Below are 14,211 nucleotides of genomic sequence, written 5' to 3'. Positions count from 1 at the left end.
GTCTCTCTCTAATCAGGTCAGGCTGACCGGGTAGGAACCCAGCACCTTGAAGAAGGCAGCGTTGCCCTGCAGTTCGGCCAGCGCCCTGGCCACTGCCTCGTCCTGCACATGGCCCTGCACGTCGACGTAGAAGTAGTACTCCCACGTGCCGGTGCGCGCCGGGCGCGATTCAAAGCGCGTCATCGACACGCCATGCTGCGCCAGCGATCCAAGCAGGCGGTAGATCGAACCGGCCTTGTGCGGCGCCGCCAGCGCCAGTGAGGTGCGATCCTCGCCCGACGGGCCGGCCTGCAGCGAACCAATCACCGCGAAACGGGTGCGGTTGTGCGGATCATCCTGGATGTTGGCCTTGACCGTACCCAGGCTGTAACGCACGCCAGCGCGCTCGCCGGCAATCGCCGCCAGCCTGTGGTCGTCGCGCGCCATGCGCGCCGCTTCGGCGTTGGACGACACGGCGATGCGCTCCAGGTCAGGATAATTATTGTTCAGCCAGATCTGGCACTGCGCCAGCGCTTGCGCGTGGGCGCAGATGGCGGTGACGCCGTCCATATTGCCGGTACCGGTCAGCAGGCTGTGACGCACGGCGATCGACACTTCGCCGCTGATGGTCAGCGGCGTGTGCAGCATCAGGTCAAGCGTGCGGCCAATGGCGCCCTCGGTCGAATTCTCAACCGGCACCACGCCGAATTCGGCCGTGCCGGCCTCGGTGGCGCGAAACACTTCATCGATTGAGGAGCACGACAGCACGTCGACGGCAGTGCCGAATTGTTCGTACACCGCCTGCTCGCTGTAGGTGCCGGCCGGGCCGAGGAAAGCCACGGTGACACGCTTCTCCAGCGAGCGGCAGGCAGACATGATTTCGCGCCAGATGGTTTGCAGCTCCGCGTTGCCCATCGGGCCGGGATTGCGATCGGCCACGCCGCGCAGCACCTGCGCCTCGCGCTCCGGACGGAACACCGGTGCGCCGGTTTCGGCCTTCACATGGCCGACTTCCTGCGCCACGCGCGCGCGCTGGTTCAGCAGGTCGAGGATTTGCGCGTCGATCGAGTCGATCTGTTCGCGCAAGGGTTTCAGTTTGTCGTTCATGGCTTATTGCTCGCATTCGCTGCGAATTCGTTCAAGTAGTCTACGAGCGCTTGCACGCCCTCGATAGGCATCGCGTTATAGATCGATGCGCGCATACCGCCGACGGACTTGTGGCCCTTCAGTTGCAGCAGGCCGCGCGCTTTGGCGCCGGCCAGGAATGCTTCGTTCCTGCTCTCGTCCGTCAGGTAGAAAGGCACGTTCATGCGCGAGCGGTTTTGTGGCGCTACGCGGGTGTCGTAAAAGTCGCTGGCGTCCAGCGCGTTGTACAGCAGTTCGGCCTTGGCCTGGGCGCGGCGCTCCATCTCGGCCACGCCACCCTGGCGCTTCAGCCACTGGAACACCAGGCCGGCGATATAGATGCCATAGGTAGGCGGCGTGTTGTACATCGATTCATTGTCGGCCACCAGCTTGAAATCAAACGCCGACGGGCAGACTGGCAGCGCCTTGCCCAGCAAATCATCACGAATGATGACGATGGTGACACCGGCCGGGCCGATGTTCTTCTGCGCGCCGGCAAAGATGGCGCCGTATTTCGACACGTCGATCTGGCGCGACAAAATGTGCGACGACATATCGGCCACCAGCGTCACGTCCTTCAGGCGCGGATCATTGAAATCCGGCTGGTATTCGACACCGCCGATGGTCTCGTTGGTGCACATGTGCAGATAGGCGGCGCCAGGCGTCAGCTGCCAGCCGGCTTGCGGCGGCACTTCGGTATTCGACGAGGCGACCACATTGACATTGGCGTACTTGCGCGCTTCCTTGATGGATTTGTCCGACCACGAACCGGTGTGGATGAAATCGATGGTTGCGCCGGCGGGCTTGTGGCCCAGCAGGTTCAACGGGATCAGGGCGTTCTGCGACAGACCGCCGCCCTGCATGAACAAGATCTTGTAATTGTCCGGTACTGCCAGCAGCTCGCGCAGATCGCGCTCCGCTGCCTTGTAAATCGATATGAATTCCGGTCCGCGGTGGCTCATCTCCATCACCGACATGCCGCTGCCATGCCAGTCCAGCATTTCGGCGGCGGCTTGCGCCAGCACTTCCTTCGGCAGTACGGCAGGGCCGGCGGAGAAGTTGTAGATGTGCGTCATTGCGTTCCTTAGATGTGGATTATTTCTGTCCCTGCTGCAGCTTTTGCAGCATCGGGCCGATGCGGCGCTGGACGATCTGCTGGCCCACCTGCATGCCCTCGCCCATCAGCTGCGGCATCAGGTTCAGCATCTTGGCGCCGACCGGCGAGCGGTAGAAGGCGGTGATCTGTTTCAGCTCATCGGCGCTGAAGTGGCGCGCGTAGAGCGGCACGGTTTCGGCCAGGATGTCATCCACCAGCGTCTGGTCGTTCATTACGCTCTGCATGGCGTTGATCGCCGCAGGCAGTTCGGCTTCCATCTTCGCCAGCGCCTTCTGTTTGTCGGCGTCGCTCAGCTTGGGATTGTTCTTGATCGAGGCCTCGGCGCCGGCGCGCAGCGAAGCGCCCATGCCCTGCGCCATCTGCTGCATGGCGCCGATCATCACGGTGCGATAGTTCATCGACTCGAACAGCTCCTTGGCGGCGGCGGTGGACGCGGCGTCGGCGGTTTGCGCGTAGGCGGCGGGGGCGCCGATCAGGGCCAGCGAGGTGGCCAGGCATGCTACGAATTTTTTCATGTAATCTCCTTAAATAACAACGGGGCCAGTTCTATTGTCGCGCAATAGTCGTGGCCCCGCTGGCTCCTGTTTAGGTGAGCTTTACTCCGTCGCTGAATCCGGGCCCGGTTCCAGCTCCACTTCATCGATATCCGTCTCGACCACGCGCTGCAGGCCGGACAGCTTGGTGCCGTCTTCCACCGCGATCAGCGTCACGCCCTGGGTGGCGCGGCCCATCTCGCGGATCTCCGCCACGCGGGTGCGGATCAGCACACCGCCGGTGGTGATCAGCATGATCTCGTCGGTCGAATCGACCAGCGTTGCAGCCACCACGCGGCCATTGCGCTCGGAGGTCTGGATGGCGATCATGCCCTTGGTGCCACGGCCGTGACGGGTGTACTCGGTGATCGGGGTACGCTTGCCGAAGCCGTTCTCGGTGGCGGTCAGCACCGACTGCTGCTCGTTCTCGGCCACCAGCAGCGCGATCACGCGCTGGCCTTCGTCGAGATTCATGCCGCGCACGCCACGGGCGTTGCGGCCCATCGGACGCACGTCGTTCTCGTCGAAGCGCACGGCCTTGCCGGCGTCGGAGAACAGCATCACATCGTGTTCGCCATCGGTCAGCGCGGCGCCGATCAGGAAATCGCCCTCGTCCAGGTCGACCGCGATAATGCCGGCCTTGCGCGGATTGCTGAAGTCTTTCAGCGGCGTCTTCTTCACGGTGCCCAGGCTGGTCGACATGAACACGTAGTGGTCTTCAGGGAAGGTACGGTTCTCGCCCGACAGCGGCAGGATGACCGTGATCTTCTCGTTGTCCGCCAGTGGGAACATGTTGACGATCGGCTTGCCGCGCGAATTGCGCGAGCCTTGCGGCACTTCCCACACCTTCAGCCAGTACAGGCGGCCACGGTTGGAGAAGCACAGGATGTAGTCGTGCGTGTTGGCGATGAACAGCTGGTCGATCCAGTCTTCTTCCTTGGTCGCCATGGCCTGCTTGCCGCGACCGCCGCGTTTCTGCGCGCGGTACTCGGAAATCGGCTGCGACTTCATGTAGCCGGTGTGCGACAAGGTCACCACCATATCCTGCGGCGTGATCAGATCTTCGGTATTCAGGTCGGACGCGTTGTGCTCGATGTTGGAGCGGCGCGGATCCTTGGCTGGATCGCCGAACTCGGTCACCACCGAGGTCATTTCTTCGGTGATGATGGTGGTCACGCGCGATGGCGTGGCCAGGATGTCCAGCAGGTCGGCGATTTCCGCCATCACGTCCTTGTACTCGTTGACGATCTTGTCCTGTTCCAGGCCGGTCAGGCGTTGCAGACGCATTTGCAGAATTTCTTGCGCCTGGTCGTCGGACAGCTTGTACATGCCATCGGCCTGGATGCCGTAGTGCTTCGGCAGGTGCTCCGGACGGAAGGCGTCGATGCCGCCGATGGTGCTGCCTTCGCTGGTACGGGCCAGCATCTCGCGCACCAGCGACGAATCCCACGAACGGTCCATCAGCGCGGCTTTCGCCACCGGCGGCGTTGGCGCCGCCTTGATCAGGGCAATGAAGTCGTCGATATTTGCCAGCGCGACTGCCAGGCCTTCCAGCACGTGACCGCGTTCGCGCGCCTTGCGCAGTTCGAACACGGTACGGCGCGTCACCACTTCGCGGCGGTGCGACAGGAAGCACGACAGCATTTCCTTCAGGTTCAGCAGCTTCGGCTGACCGTCGACCAGCGCCACCATATTCATGCCGAAGGTGTCCTGCAACTGGGTTTGCTTGTACAGATTGTTCAGCACCACTTCCGGCACTTCACCGCGCTTCAGCTCGATGACCACGCGCATGCCCGACTTGTCGGACTCGTCGCGGATGTCGGAAATGCCTTCCAGCTTCTTGTCGCGGACGTTTTCAGCGATGCGTTCCAGCAGCGATTTCTTGTTGACCTGGTACGGCAGCTCGTCAACGATGATGGCGGTGCGGCCGCCGTCCTTGCCGTACTCTTCGTAGTGGGTCTTGGCGCGCATGACGACGCGGCCACGGCCGGTACGGTAGCCATCGCGCACGCCGGAGACGCCGTAGATGGTGCCGCCGGTCGGGAAGTCCGGCGCCGGGATCAGTTCGATCAGTTCGTCGATCGAGCATTCCGGGTTTTGCAGCACATGCAGCGCGCCGGCAATCACTTCATGCAGATTGTGCGGCGGAATATTGGTGGCCATGCCCACCGCGATGCCGGACGAACCGTTGATCAGCAGGTTGGGAATGCGGGTCGGCAGGACGGTCGGCTCTTTTTCCTTGCCGTCATAGTTCGGCTGGAAGTCGACCGTGTCCTTGTCGATGTCGGCCAGCAGTTCACTGGAAATCTTGTCGAGACGGCACTCGGTGTAACGCATCGCTGCCGCGCCGTCGCCGTCGACCGAGCCGAAGTTGCCCTGGCCGTCGACCAGCATGTAGCGCAGCGAGAAGTGCTGCGCCATGCGCACCAGCGTGTCGTAGATGGAGGCGTCGCCGTGCGGGTGGTATTTACCCATGGTGTCGCCGACCACGCGGGCGCACTTCACGTAAGCGCGGTTCCACACGTAATTCGATTCATGCATCGAGTACAAGACGCGGCGGTGGACAGGCTTGAGGCCGTCACGCACGTCCGGCAAGGCGCGGCCGACGATCACGCTCATGGCGTAATCGAGGTAGCTCTTGCGCATCTCTTCTTCGAGGGAAATAGGGATTGTTTCTTTTGCGAATTGATCCATTGGCCGGTCGTTTACTGTGGTTTATTGAGCCTCTCCCAAGAGACAGGCAAGCGTTCGATTTTAGCATGCGCGCAAGGCAACTAGCGGAAAACCGCGTCGAGGCCGCATTCATGCGGTGTAGCGCACCGTCGCGCACGGTAACAAGTTGTAATATTCATGACACATTACTCAATTATTATCGACAATCACGTTGCAACAAAACAACATTTTGGTCGAATCCGAAATAGCGCCATGTTGGAGCGTTTTAAAGGACTTTCATCGCTTGTGGCAAAATGGACGAGAAGTCAATTGCTTGATTCGCAAGCGGGAAATGAGCCTGACGCCCCTGCGTGGTAGAATTCCCCCACGCAAAGAACTACGTCGCGCAGTTTTCTGCAGATATCACCCCCGAAAGGAAGAAAAATATGAAAAAACTGATTTCGATGCTGGCCATCTCGGCTGCATTTGCCGGTTCGGCCATCGCCCAGACCGCGCCAACCGCCCCACCATACGCACCAGTCACCCAGGACATCAAGGCTGCCACGCCGAAGAGCGCCTATGTGCAGGATGCACGCGGCATCATCGCCCGTGACCCGTTCGGCCTGTGCTGGCGCACCGGCTACTGGACCCCGGCTGACGCCGTGCCAGGTTGCGACCTGCCACTGTGCGTTGAGCCAGAGAAGCTGGAAAACGGCAAGTGCGTAGCGCCGCCACCTCCGCCACCACCAGTAGCACCTGCTCCGGCCCCTGCGCCAGCACCAGTGCCAGTCGCACCAGTGCCAACCGCACAAAAAGTGAGCTTCGCTGCTGACGCCTTCTTCGACTTCGACAAGGCCGTGCTGAAACCAGAAGGCAAGTCCAAACTGGACGACGTGACCTCGAAACTGGGTTCGATCAACCTGGAAGTCATCATCGCCGTCGGTCACACCGACTCGGTCGGTACCGATGAGTACAACCAGAAGCTGTCGGTACGTCGTGCTGAAGCTGTCAAGGCCTACATCATCTCGAAAGGCGTTGAAGCCAACCGCGTGTACACCGAAGGCAAAGGCGAGAAACAACCTGTAGCGGACAACAAAACCGCTGAAGGCCGCGCCAAAAACCGTCGCGTAGAAATCGAAGTAGTCGGCACCAGCAAGTAATCGCTGACTGCAAGACAGAAGCCCCGCTCTCTAGCGGGGCTTTTTTTTATCCTGTGCTTTAGAATAGCGGGATTCGTCTTTTTCCTATCTTGCTATGAACGCTGATCCATTAGAACTGCAAAAATTCGCCGAACTCGCGCACCGCTGGTGGGACCCGACCTCGGAGTTTCGTCCGCTGCACGAAATCAACCCGCTGCGCCTGGAGTGGATCAACGCGCGCGCGCCGCTGGCCGGCAAGCAGGTGATCGACATCGGCTGCGGCGGCGGCATCCTGTCCGAATCGATGGCGCGCAAGGGCGCCACCGTCACCGGCATCGACCTCGGCGAAAAAGCGCTGAAAGTGGCCGACCTGCATTCGCTGGAATCCGGCGTGCCGGTGCGCTACAAGCTGATCGCCGCCGAGGAGATGGCCGCCCAGGAGCCCGGCCAGTACGACGTGGTGACCTGCATGGAGATGCTGGAACACGTGCCGGACCCGGCCGCCATCGTGCGCGCCTGCGCCGCGCTGGTCAAACCCGGCGGCCAGGTGTTCTTCTCGACGCTGAACCGCAATCCCAAGGCCTACCTGTTTGCCGTCATCGGCGCCGAGTACCTGCTGCGCATGCTGCCGAAAGGCACCCACGATTACGAGAAATTCATCACCCCGGCCGAGCTGTCGCAGTTCATCCGCAGCGCCGGGCTGGAACTGGCCGGCTTCAAGGGCATGGGCTACAACCCGCTGACCAAGATCTATTCGCTCAACGACGACACCAGCGTCAACTACCTGGTGGCCGCGCGCCGCCCGCTCTGATATGACCATCGCCCTGCCCGCCGCGCCACGTGCCATCCTGTTCGACCTCGACGGCACGCTGGCCGACACCGCGCCCGACCTGGCCGCCGCCGTCAACCTGCTGCGCAGCGTGCGCGGCCTGGCGCCGACCGCCTACGAGATCCTGCGTCCGACCGCCTCGGCCGGTGCGCGCGGCATGATCGGCGCCTCGTTCGGCATGACGCCCGATGACGAGGGCTATATCGCGCTGCGCGATGAGTTCTTCAGCAACTACGAGGCGGCGATGGCGGTACACAGCCGGCTGTTTGACGGCATCCCGGCGCTGCTGGCCGGCATCGAGGCGGCCGGGCTGCAATGGGGCGTGGTGACCAACAAGTCGCAGCGTTTCACCGAGCCGCTGCTGCCGCAGATCGGCCTCGGCCACGCCGCCTGCGCCATCTCCGGCGACACCACCGCGCACGCCAAGCCCCACCCTGCCCCGCTGCTTGAAGCGGCCAGCCGGCTCAAGCTGGCGCCGGAGCAGTGCTGGTATGTCGGCGACGACCTGCGCGATATCCAGGCCGGCAAGGCGGCTGGCATGCTGACCATCGCCTGCGGCTGGGGCTATTGCGGCGCCACCGAGCCGCAAAGCTGGCAGGCCGACTACCTGTTCCAGCAGCCGGCCGAACTGTTGGCGCTGATCCAGGCAGCGCTGGCCGATGACGCGCTGGCGGCCTGATTGCGCAATCAGTTGCGCGGAGGATGCATTTCGTCGGATTTTTGTTGCCGTATGGACAGATCAGGCGTAGTCTCCCGCATGACTGCGTAGCATTACTTATTTCCTGAAAGCTAAGACTTCGCTGGATAGGAAAGAAGAGTCAGTCTCCGACAACTCAACTTTCCCATCAGGTGCATCATGGATTTTCCTGAACAGGTTGCCCAAAACCCGCAACCTTATGCAGATTCATTCGCCACCCTGCCGCAGCGCACCACCGCGCCGCAGAGCTGGATGGTGCGCGTGGCCGCCGCCAAATACCATTGGTACGACCTGATCGCCGGTTTTGCCGAAAAGCCGGACATCCGCGATCCGATCGGCCGCTACATGCGGCGCATGCAGTTCGAGCTGGAAGCCACCGCCGAGAAGCGCCACCTGTTCTTTGCCGTCACCCGGCCACGGGTACGCTTCGACATCGCCGGCGTGGTGCAGTGGGGTTTTTTCTCGCTGAAACTGACCCTGCCGCTACTGATGGGTGCCGAGCAGACCAAGGAATCCATCACCGTCGAGCTCAAGGTGCCGTTTGCCGCCACCATGAAAAAGCCGACCGTCATCCTGACCGAGAATTTCATCAGCCTGAACTGGGGCGGCCTGGTCGAAGTATTTTCCGTGCACGACCTGCTGCAGACCTATGCGCACACGCTGAAGCTGCCCAGCAAGGTGGCTTATGTCGGCCAGACGCGCGATCCGGAAGGACAGCTGGGCAAGGGCCGGCTGCCGGCGCTGCACAAGCTGCGCGCCCAGTACGGCATGGACTACGACACGCTGCTGCTGGTGGTCGGCCTGGAGGTGGAAGTCAGCTGCGCCGACGGCGATCCGGCCGCGCTGCCGCACAACGAGCATCCGATGACTGCCGATGTGCTGCACGCCGAGCGCGCCGATGTCATCGAGGCGGCGCTGATCCGCTATTTCGAAGGCAGCAATCCGCGCTGGCGCCAGCTGGACGAGCGCAAGGCGCGCGCCGAGCGGCTGGCGGCGGTGCAGGCGGCCAACAACCTGGTGCAGTACACCATCGACCTGGCGCTGGCGCCCGAGGATACCGGCCACTACAGCCATCTGGCGTCGGAATTCGTCAGCGCCGCCAACCGCCATCTGCTGAGCTGCTATATCGCCGACGGCCAGGCCCAGGTTGCGGCCATGCCACTGCCGGCGCCGGCCAAGGGCGGCAAGGGCTGAGGCGGCGCCCCGGCGGTGTTACATTACGTGGTTACTTGATGTTGCGACACATTTCCGCGTGGAAATAACACGCTGGAAGCACTATAATCACGGAATCATGACACACCTGGAGCGCGCAAATGAGCAATGACGACGACGATTATCCCGATCCGTCGCCGGAAGAGCTGGGCATAGGCGCGCTGTTCGAGGAGGCGCCCGAACCCTTTCTCGACCTGGTGGCGCCGCCGCCCGACGCGATGGAGGAATTGCTGCCGCTGATGCCGCAGCGCACCGCCGCGCCGCAAACCTGGATCGTCACCGTCAACGACGCCAAATTCCACTGGTATGACCTGATCGCCGGCTTCCCGTCAGTGCCGGACATCCGCGACCCGGTCGGCCGCCACCTGCGCCGCATGCAGTTCGACCTGGAGGCGACCAGCGAGAAGCGGCTGATCTATTTTGCCGTCAACCGCCCGCGCGTCCGCTTCGATACCTCACGCAGCACCAGCTGGGGCTTCTTCTCGCTGAAGCTGACCGTGCCGCTGCTGGTTGGCATCGAGGAAAAGAAGGAAAGCCTGACCATCGAGCTGACCGTGCCGTTTGCCGCCACGCTGAAAAAGCCGTCGGTTGTGCTGAGCGACCAGTTCATCACGTTCAACTGGGGCGGGCTGATCGAGGCGCTGTCGATCCACGACGTGCTGCAGCAATATGACAATCCCTACCAGTTCAGCACCGAGGTGCAATATGTCGGTCAGACCAGGGACCCGCTGGGCCGGCTGGCGCGTGCGCGCGTGACCGGCGTGCAGCGGGTGCACCAGCGCCACAGCGAGGACCGCGACATGCTGCTGCTGATCCAGCGCATGAATGTCGAAGTGATGTCGGCTGACGGCGATCCAGCCGAGCTGGAGGTCAACCAGAATCCGGTGGCAGCCGACATGCTGCTGAAGGACCGCATCGACGTCGTCGAATGCGCGCTGATCCGCTATTTTGAGGGACCGGAGATGCATGGCCGCAGCGACAAGGAAGCCGAGGTACGCCGTCAGCGCGTACGCGAGGTAGCGCTGAGCAACAAGCTGGACAGCTTCCGCATCGACCTGCGGCTGGAAGACGCCAACAACTACCACGACCTGTACTCGCGCCACACCAGCATCTCGCGCAGCCACATCATCGACTGCACCATCGACGACGGCAACATCATCGTCGAGCGCGTGCCGGTGCCGGAAAAGAGCAAGCCCTAGACCGCCGCCAGCGCCTGTGCCAGGTCGGCCAGCAGATCGTCGCTGTGCTCGATGCCGATCGACAGCCTTACCGTATCCACCGTCACGCCCGCCTTGACCAGCTCTTCCTCGTTGAGCTGGCGGTGGGTGGTGCTGGCCGGATGGCAGGCCAGCGACTTGGCGTCGCCGATATTGACTAGCCGCGTGAACAGCTGCAACGCATCCTGGAAGCGCGCCCCGCCCTCCTTGCCGCCCTGCACGCCAAAGGTCAGCACGCCGGACGGCCGGCCGCCCAGATAGCGCTGCGCCAGCGCGTAATCCCGGTGCCCTTCAAGGCCGGCGTGATTGACCCACTTCACCTTCTCATGCCGGCCGAGGTAGTCGGCCACCTTGCGCGTGTTGTCGACGATGCGTTCCATGCGCAACGCCAGCGTCTCTATCCCTTGCAGCAGCAGGAAGGCGTTGAACGGCGACAGCGCGGCGCCGGTATTCCGCAGCGGCACCACGCGCGCGCGGCCGATGTAGGCGGCCGGCCCCAGCGCCTCGGTATAGACCACACCATGATAGGACACGTCCGGCTCGTTCAGGCGCTTGAAGCGCTGCTTGTGCTGCGCCCACGGGAATTTGCCGGAATCGATAATCGCCCCGCCGATCGAGTTGCCGTGGCCGCCCAGGTATTTGGTCAGCGAGTGCACGACGATATCAGCGCCGTGCTCGAACGGGCGCAGCAGGTAAGGCGTGGCCACCGTGTTGTCGACAATCAGCGGCACGCCATGCGCATGGGCGACGGCGGCAATCGCGGCGATGTCGCTGATATTGCCCAGCGGGTTGCCGATCGATTCGATGAACACCGCCTTGGTGCGCTCGTCGATCAGCGCGGCAAACGATTGCGGATCGGCGGCGTCCGCGAAGCGGGTGCTGATGCCGTACTGCGGCAGCGTGTGGGCAAACAGGTTGTAGGTGCCGCCATACAGTGTGGCGGCCGAGACGATGTTGTCGCCCACCTCGGCGATGGTCTGGATGGCGTAAGTGATGGCCGCCTGGCCGGATGCCAGCGCCAGCGCACCGACGCCGCCTTCCAGCGCGGCCAGGCGTTCCTCCAGCACATTCTGTGTCGGATTCATGATGCGGGTGTAGATGTTGCCCTGTACCTTCAAGTCGAACAGGTCGGCGCCGTGCTGGGTGTCGTCGAAGGCGTAGGCGACGGTCTGGTAGATCGGCACGGCGACCGCGCGCGTGGTTGGATCGGGCTTGTAGCCGCCGTGGACGGCGATGGTTTCCAGTTTCATATTGTCTCCTTGGTTGGCGCCGCCCAAGGTAGCGCGAAGCCGGCGGCCTGACGACGAATGATTCCAAAAATGCAAATGCGCAATCCGGATAAGGTAAGCTGTCACAAACCGGCCAGCTCGGCCGTCTAAGGTGCATGATGACCGATACCTCCATTTTCACGGCGCTGCGACCACGCCTGTTCGCCACCGCCTACCGCATGCTGGGCACCCGCGCCGACGCCGAAGATGTCGTGCAGGACGCCTGGCTGCGCTGGCACGACAGCGCCCGTGCAGAAGTGCAGTCGCCAGAAGCGTGGCTGGTGACCATCACCACCCGGCTGGCGATCGACCGCCTGCGCGCCCGCATGGCCGAGCGCGCATCGTATGTCGGCTGGTGGCTGCCCGAACCGATCGTCGAACTGGACGAGCAGACGCCGGAAAGCAGCGCCGAGCTGGCCAGTGAAGTATCGATGGCCTTTTTGTGGGTGCTGGAACGGCTGTCGCCGGAAGAGCGGGCGGCCTTCCTGATGCGCCAGGTATTCGAGCACGACTATGCCGACATCGCCACCATGCTGGGCAAGAGCGAGGCGGCCTGCCGGCAAATGGTGCACCGGGCGCAGGAGCGCGTGCAGCAACAGAAGCCGCGTTTCGACGTGCCGAAGGAGCAGCACCGCGCGCTGCTGGGCCGCTTCATGGCCGCCGCACAGCTTGGCGACCGCGCGGCGATGAAGACCATGCTGGCCGACGACGTGCAACTGGTGGCCGATGGCGGTGGCAAGGTCAATTCTTACCTGCGCGTGCTGCACGGCGCCGGCCGCGTGGCCGGCTCGTTCTGGTCGCTGGAAAATATGTATCCACAGCAGGTGATGTACCGCCAGGCGCGCATCAACGGCGAGCCGGGGCTGCTGCGCTACGTCGACGGCAAGCTGGAATCAGCGCAATCGTTCCGCATCGAAAACGACCGCATCGCCGCCGTCTTCATCGTCCGCAATCCCGACAAGCTGACCGGCGTGCCGCAAACTATTTTCTGAAAGCTGTCACACGCGGCGCGGCTGGGCCGTCTTACAGGTATGAAGGGCGCGCGGTGCGCCCTCCGCTACTCTGAAAGGCATTATCATGACGCAAGCAGCCCGTATTCCCCTCTTCCAACTGGCACCGGCCAATCTGCAGGCTATGATCGCGCTGTCGGCGTCGGTCAAGAAAAGCTCGCTCGGCGTACGGTTGGTGGAACTGATTAATTTGCGCGTATCGCAGCTGAACGGCTGCGGCGTCTGCATCGACATGCACTGGCGCGACCTGATCAAGCAAGGCGCCGAACCACGCCACCTGAACGCCGTCGCCGGTTGGCGCGAGGCGCCGTTCTTCAGCGCACTGGAACGCGCGGCGCTGAACTGGGCCGAAGCAGTCAACGCCCTGCCCCACAAGCAGCCAAGCGATGACGATTTCGCCCAGCTGAAAGAGCATTTCACCGATAACGAAATCGCCGAACTGAGCTACGCCATCGCCGTGATTCGCGGTTGGAACGTCATCAACGCCAGCCTGCACAACCAGATCCCGGAAGTGCCGGCGCCGGGCTTCTAATCGGAGCATCAAGGCTTGGGTTGTGACCGATCAAAACAGCCCAAGCCCAGCGTTTTACCATCGGGGACGAGCAAGACCCTTTCCCCGATGGTAGTCGCCATGCAAAACTCCTGGGATTTCTCGGTATATGATCCACACTGCCCTAGGGTCAGTCCGGATATCTCCACGCCAAGCCGTTTCGCCGCAGTACGATTCGAGAACGCCGTTCGTCACGAAATCAATGAGAATGGCGCGTTCTTCCTCGCTGACGGAACGCTCATCTTGCATAAAATTGGCACACCAAACAATGTTCGCTTTTCCGGGAACGAACTCATTGGCGCCAATAACAGCCTGTTTTCGCATAATCATCCCGGCGGCCAGTCGTTTTCTATGCAGGATGTGCAACATGCCGTGGAACTCAGCCTGATTGAATTGCGCGCCGTCGCCCCGCGCTGGCGCTATATCATGCGTCCTGGCGAAACGCGGCCAACTTGGGCCGAAGTCGAGCAGTCGGTCAAGGACGAGGCGCCGTTTGCGATCGATGAAATCAACGCTATGCTGAAAGCAAACCAGCTGCAACACCAGTACCGGCAGATTGAAGCACATCATCATCTCTGGATACGTGTATCCAAGAGCCTCAACCTTCATTACCAACGAGAGGCTTCCTAAATGAATTTATCGCCACTCACCGCCGCAGAATTTCTGGCTCAGATATTACCCCCCTTAGGCTATGAGCATCACATCGTAGTTGAACGCCGTGGCGTGTTGCTATGGGTGCGACGCGACGAGTTGCAGACCGATGATGCGATCTGTTTTTACGACGGCGATTGCCGCGAAGTCTTTACACCCAACGATCCACGACTGTATACCTTGATGAAATAGAAAAAGGCCCCGGCGCTTGCGCGCCGAGGCCTTTGTTCTT

The 14,211-nt window shown here is 62.3% G+C and carries 14 protein-coding genes; 9 read left to right on the top strand and 5 right to left on the bottom strand.

Features of this window, described 5'->3' with window-relative positions:
• Positions 1 to 12: 12 nt before the first annotated feature.
• From pheA to gyrA, 4 genes are all read right to left on the bottom strand, one after another.
• Positions 13 to 1,086: a prephenate dehydratase gene (gene pheA / locus BLS51_RS25840; protein WP_090191157.1), complete on the bottom strand. Its 1,074-nt coding sequence runs from the start codon at positions 1,084 to 1,086 to the stop codon at positions 13 to 15.
• Positions 1,083 to 2,180 carry a 3-phosphoserine/phosphohydroxythreonine transaminase gene (gene serC, locus BLS51_RS25835; protein ID WP_090191155.1) on the bottom strand — a complete coding sequence of 366 codons (1,098 nt, stop codon included), beginning with the start codon at positions 2,178 to 2,180 and terminating at the stop codon, positions 1,083 to 1,085. Before serC ends, pheA begins: the two co-directional genes overlap by 4 nt.
• A 19-nt stretch (positions 2,181 to 2,199) precedes the next feature.
• Positions 2,200 to 2,736, bottom strand: a complete 537-nt coding sequence (locus BLS51_RS25830; protein ID WP_090191152.1) for a DUF2059 domain-containing protein — start codon at positions 2,734 to 2,736, stop codon at positions 2,200 to 2,202.
• An 81-nt stretch (positions 2,737 to 2,817) separates the two neighbouring features.
• Entirely contained in the window at positions 2,818 to 5,448 is a 2,631-nt protein-coding gene (gyrA, locus tag BLS51_RS25825) for a DNA gyrase subunit A (RefSeq protein WP_090191150.1), read from the bottom strand.
• A gap of 404 nt (positions 5,449 to 5,852) precedes the next feature.
• Here gyrA and ompA point away from each other — a divergent pair, with 404 nt between their 5' ends.
• From ompA to BLS51_RS25800, 5 genes are all read left to right on the top strand, one after another.
• Positions 5,853 to 6,566 (top strand): outer membrane protein OmpA, encoded by a 714-nt coding sequence (ompA, locus tag BLS51_RS25820; RefSeq protein WP_090191147.1) that lies wholly within the window; start codon positions 5,853 to 5,855, stop codon positions 6,564 to 6,566.
• 94 nt (positions 6,567 to 6,660) lie between these two features.
• A complete protein-coding gene (gene ubiG, locus BLS51_RS25815; RefSeq protein WP_090191145.1) occupies positions 6,661 to 7,356 on the top strand; it encodes a bifunctional 2-polyprenyl-6-hydroxyphenol methylase/3-demethylubiquinol 3-O-methyltransferase UbiG in 696 nt (231 codons plus the stop codon).
• 1 nt (position 7,357) lies between these two features.
• Positions 7,358 to 8,053: an HAD family hydrolase gene (locus tag BLS51_RS25810; protein ID WP_090191143.1), complete on the top strand. Its 696-nt coding sequence runs from the start codon at positions 7,358 to 7,360 to the stop codon at positions 8,051 to 8,053.
• A gap of 177 nt (positions 8,054 to 8,230) precedes the next feature.
• On the top strand, positions 8,231 to 9,265 hold the full coding sequence (locus BLS51_RS25805; protein WP_090191140.1) for a hypothetical protein: 1,035 nt from the start codon (positions 8,231 to 8,233) through the stop codon (positions 9,263 to 9,265).
• A gap of 119 nt (positions 9,266 to 9,384) precedes the next feature.
• Positions 9,385 to 10,482, top strand: coding sequence for a hypothetical protein (locus BLS51_RS25800; RefSeq protein WP_090191138.1), 1,098 nt, complete (start codon positions 9,385 to 9,387; stop codon positions 10,480 to 10,482).
• Here BLS51_RS25800 and BLS51_RS25795 read toward each other — a convergent pair.
• Entirely contained in the window at positions 10,479 to 11,750 is a 1,272-nt protein-coding gene (locus BLS51_RS25795; RefSeq protein WP_090191136.1) for an O-acetylhomoserine aminocarboxypropyltransferase/cysteine synthase family protein, read from the bottom strand. The two genes, BLS51_RS25800 and BLS51_RS25795, sit on opposite strands and share 4 nt — an antisense overlap.
• A gap of 137 nt (positions 11,751 to 11,887) precedes the next feature.
• Here BLS51_RS25795 and BLS51_RS25790 point away from each other — a divergent pair, with 137 nt between their 5' ends.
• From BLS51_RS25790 to BLS51_RS29580, 4 genes are all read left to right on the top strand, one after another.
• The gene (locus tag BLS51_RS25790; protein WP_090191552.1) at positions 11,888 to 12,760 is read left to right on the top strand and encodes an RNA polymerase sigma-70 factor; all 873 of its coding nucleotides are present in this window, start codon (positions 11,888 to 11,890) and stop codon (positions 12,758 to 12,760) included.
• Positions 12,761 to 12,845: 85 nt separating this feature from the next.
• Positions 12,846 to 13,310 (top strand): carboxymuconolactone decarboxylase family protein, encoded by a 465-nt coding sequence (locus tag BLS51_RS25785; RefSeq protein WP_090191134.1) that lies wholly within the window; start codon positions 12,846 to 12,848, stop codon positions 13,308 to 13,310.
• A gap of 99 nt (positions 13,311 to 13,409) precedes the next feature.
• Positions 13,410 to 13,958: a hypothetical protein gene (locus tag BLS51_RS29585; RefSeq protein ID WP_139168789.1), complete on the top strand. Its 549-nt coding sequence runs from the start codon at positions 13,410 to 13,412 to the stop codon at positions 13,956 to 13,958.
• Positions 13,959 to 14,171 (top strand): hypothetical protein, encoded by a 213-nt coding sequence (locus BLS51_RS29580; protein WP_139168788.1) that lies wholly within the window; start codon positions 13,959 to 13,961, stop codon positions 14,169 to 14,171.
• Positions 14,172 to 14,211 lie beyond the last annotated feature (40 nt).

The organism is Duganella sp. OV510 (genome assembly GCF_900100205.1).
Taxonomy (GTDB): Bacteria; Pseudomonadota; Gammaproteobacteria; order Burkholderiales; family Burkholderiaceae_D; genus Rugamonas.
Note: the sequence above shows the minus strand (reverse complement) of the source record. Positions and strands in the feature narration are given on the sequence as shown.

Excerpts from the sequence above, each read along its gene's own strand:
- pheA (WP_090191157.1), bottom strand. The coding sequence starts at position 1,086 with ATGAACGACAAACTGAAACCCTTGCGCGAACAGATCGACTCGATCGAC.
- serC (WP_090191155.1), bottom strand. The coding sequence starts at position 2,180 with ATGACGCACATCTACAACTTCTCCGCCGGCCCTGCCGTACTGCCGAAG.
- BLS51_RS25830 (WP_090191152.1), bottom strand. The coding sequence starts at position 2,736 with ATGAAAAAATTCGTAGCATGCCTGGCCACCTCGCTGGCCCTGATCGGC.
- gyrA (WP_090191150.1), bottom strand. The coding sequence starts at position 5,448 with ATGGATCAATTCGCAAAAGAAACAATCCCTATTTCCCTCGAAGAAGAG.
- ompA (WP_090191147.1), top strand. The coding sequence starts at position 5,853 with ATGAAAAAACTGATTTCGATGCTGGCCATCTCGGCTGCATTTGCCGGT.
- ubiG (WP_090191145.1), top strand. The coding sequence starts at position 6,661 with ATGAACGCTGATCCATTAGAACTGCAAAAATTCGCCGAACTCGCGCAC.
- BLS51_RS25810 (WP_090191143.1), top strand. The coding sequence starts at position 7,358 with ATGACCATCGCCCTGCCCGCCGCGCCACGTGCCATCCTGTTCGACCTC.
- BLS51_RS25805 (WP_090191140.1), top strand. The coding sequence starts at position 8,231 with ATGGATTTTCCTGAACAGGTTGCCCAAAACCCGCAACCTTATGCAGAT.
- BLS51_RS25800 (WP_090191138.1), top strand. The coding sequence starts at position 9,385 with ATGAGCAATGACGACGACGATTATCCCGATCCGTCGCCGGAAGAGCTG.
- BLS51_RS25795 (WP_090191136.1), bottom strand. The coding sequence starts at position 11,750 with ATGAAACTGGAAACCATCGCCGTCCACGGCGGCTACAAGCCCGATCCA.
- BLS51_RS25790 (WP_090191552.1), top strand. The coding sequence starts at position 11,888 with ATGACCGATACCTCCATTTTCACGGCGCTGCGACCACGCCTGTTCGCC.
- BLS51_RS25785 (WP_090191134.1), top strand. The coding sequence starts at position 12,846 with ATGACGCAAGCAGCCCGTATTCCCCTCTTCCAACTGGCACCGGCCAAT.
- BLS51_RS29585 (WP_139168789.1), top strand. The coding sequence starts at position 13,410 with ATGCAAAACTCCTGGGATTTCTCGGTATATGATCCACACTGCCCTAGG.
- BLS51_RS29580 (WP_139168788.1), top strand. The coding sequence starts at position 13,959 with ATGAATTTATCGCCACTCACCGCCGCAGAATTTCTGGCTCAGATATTA.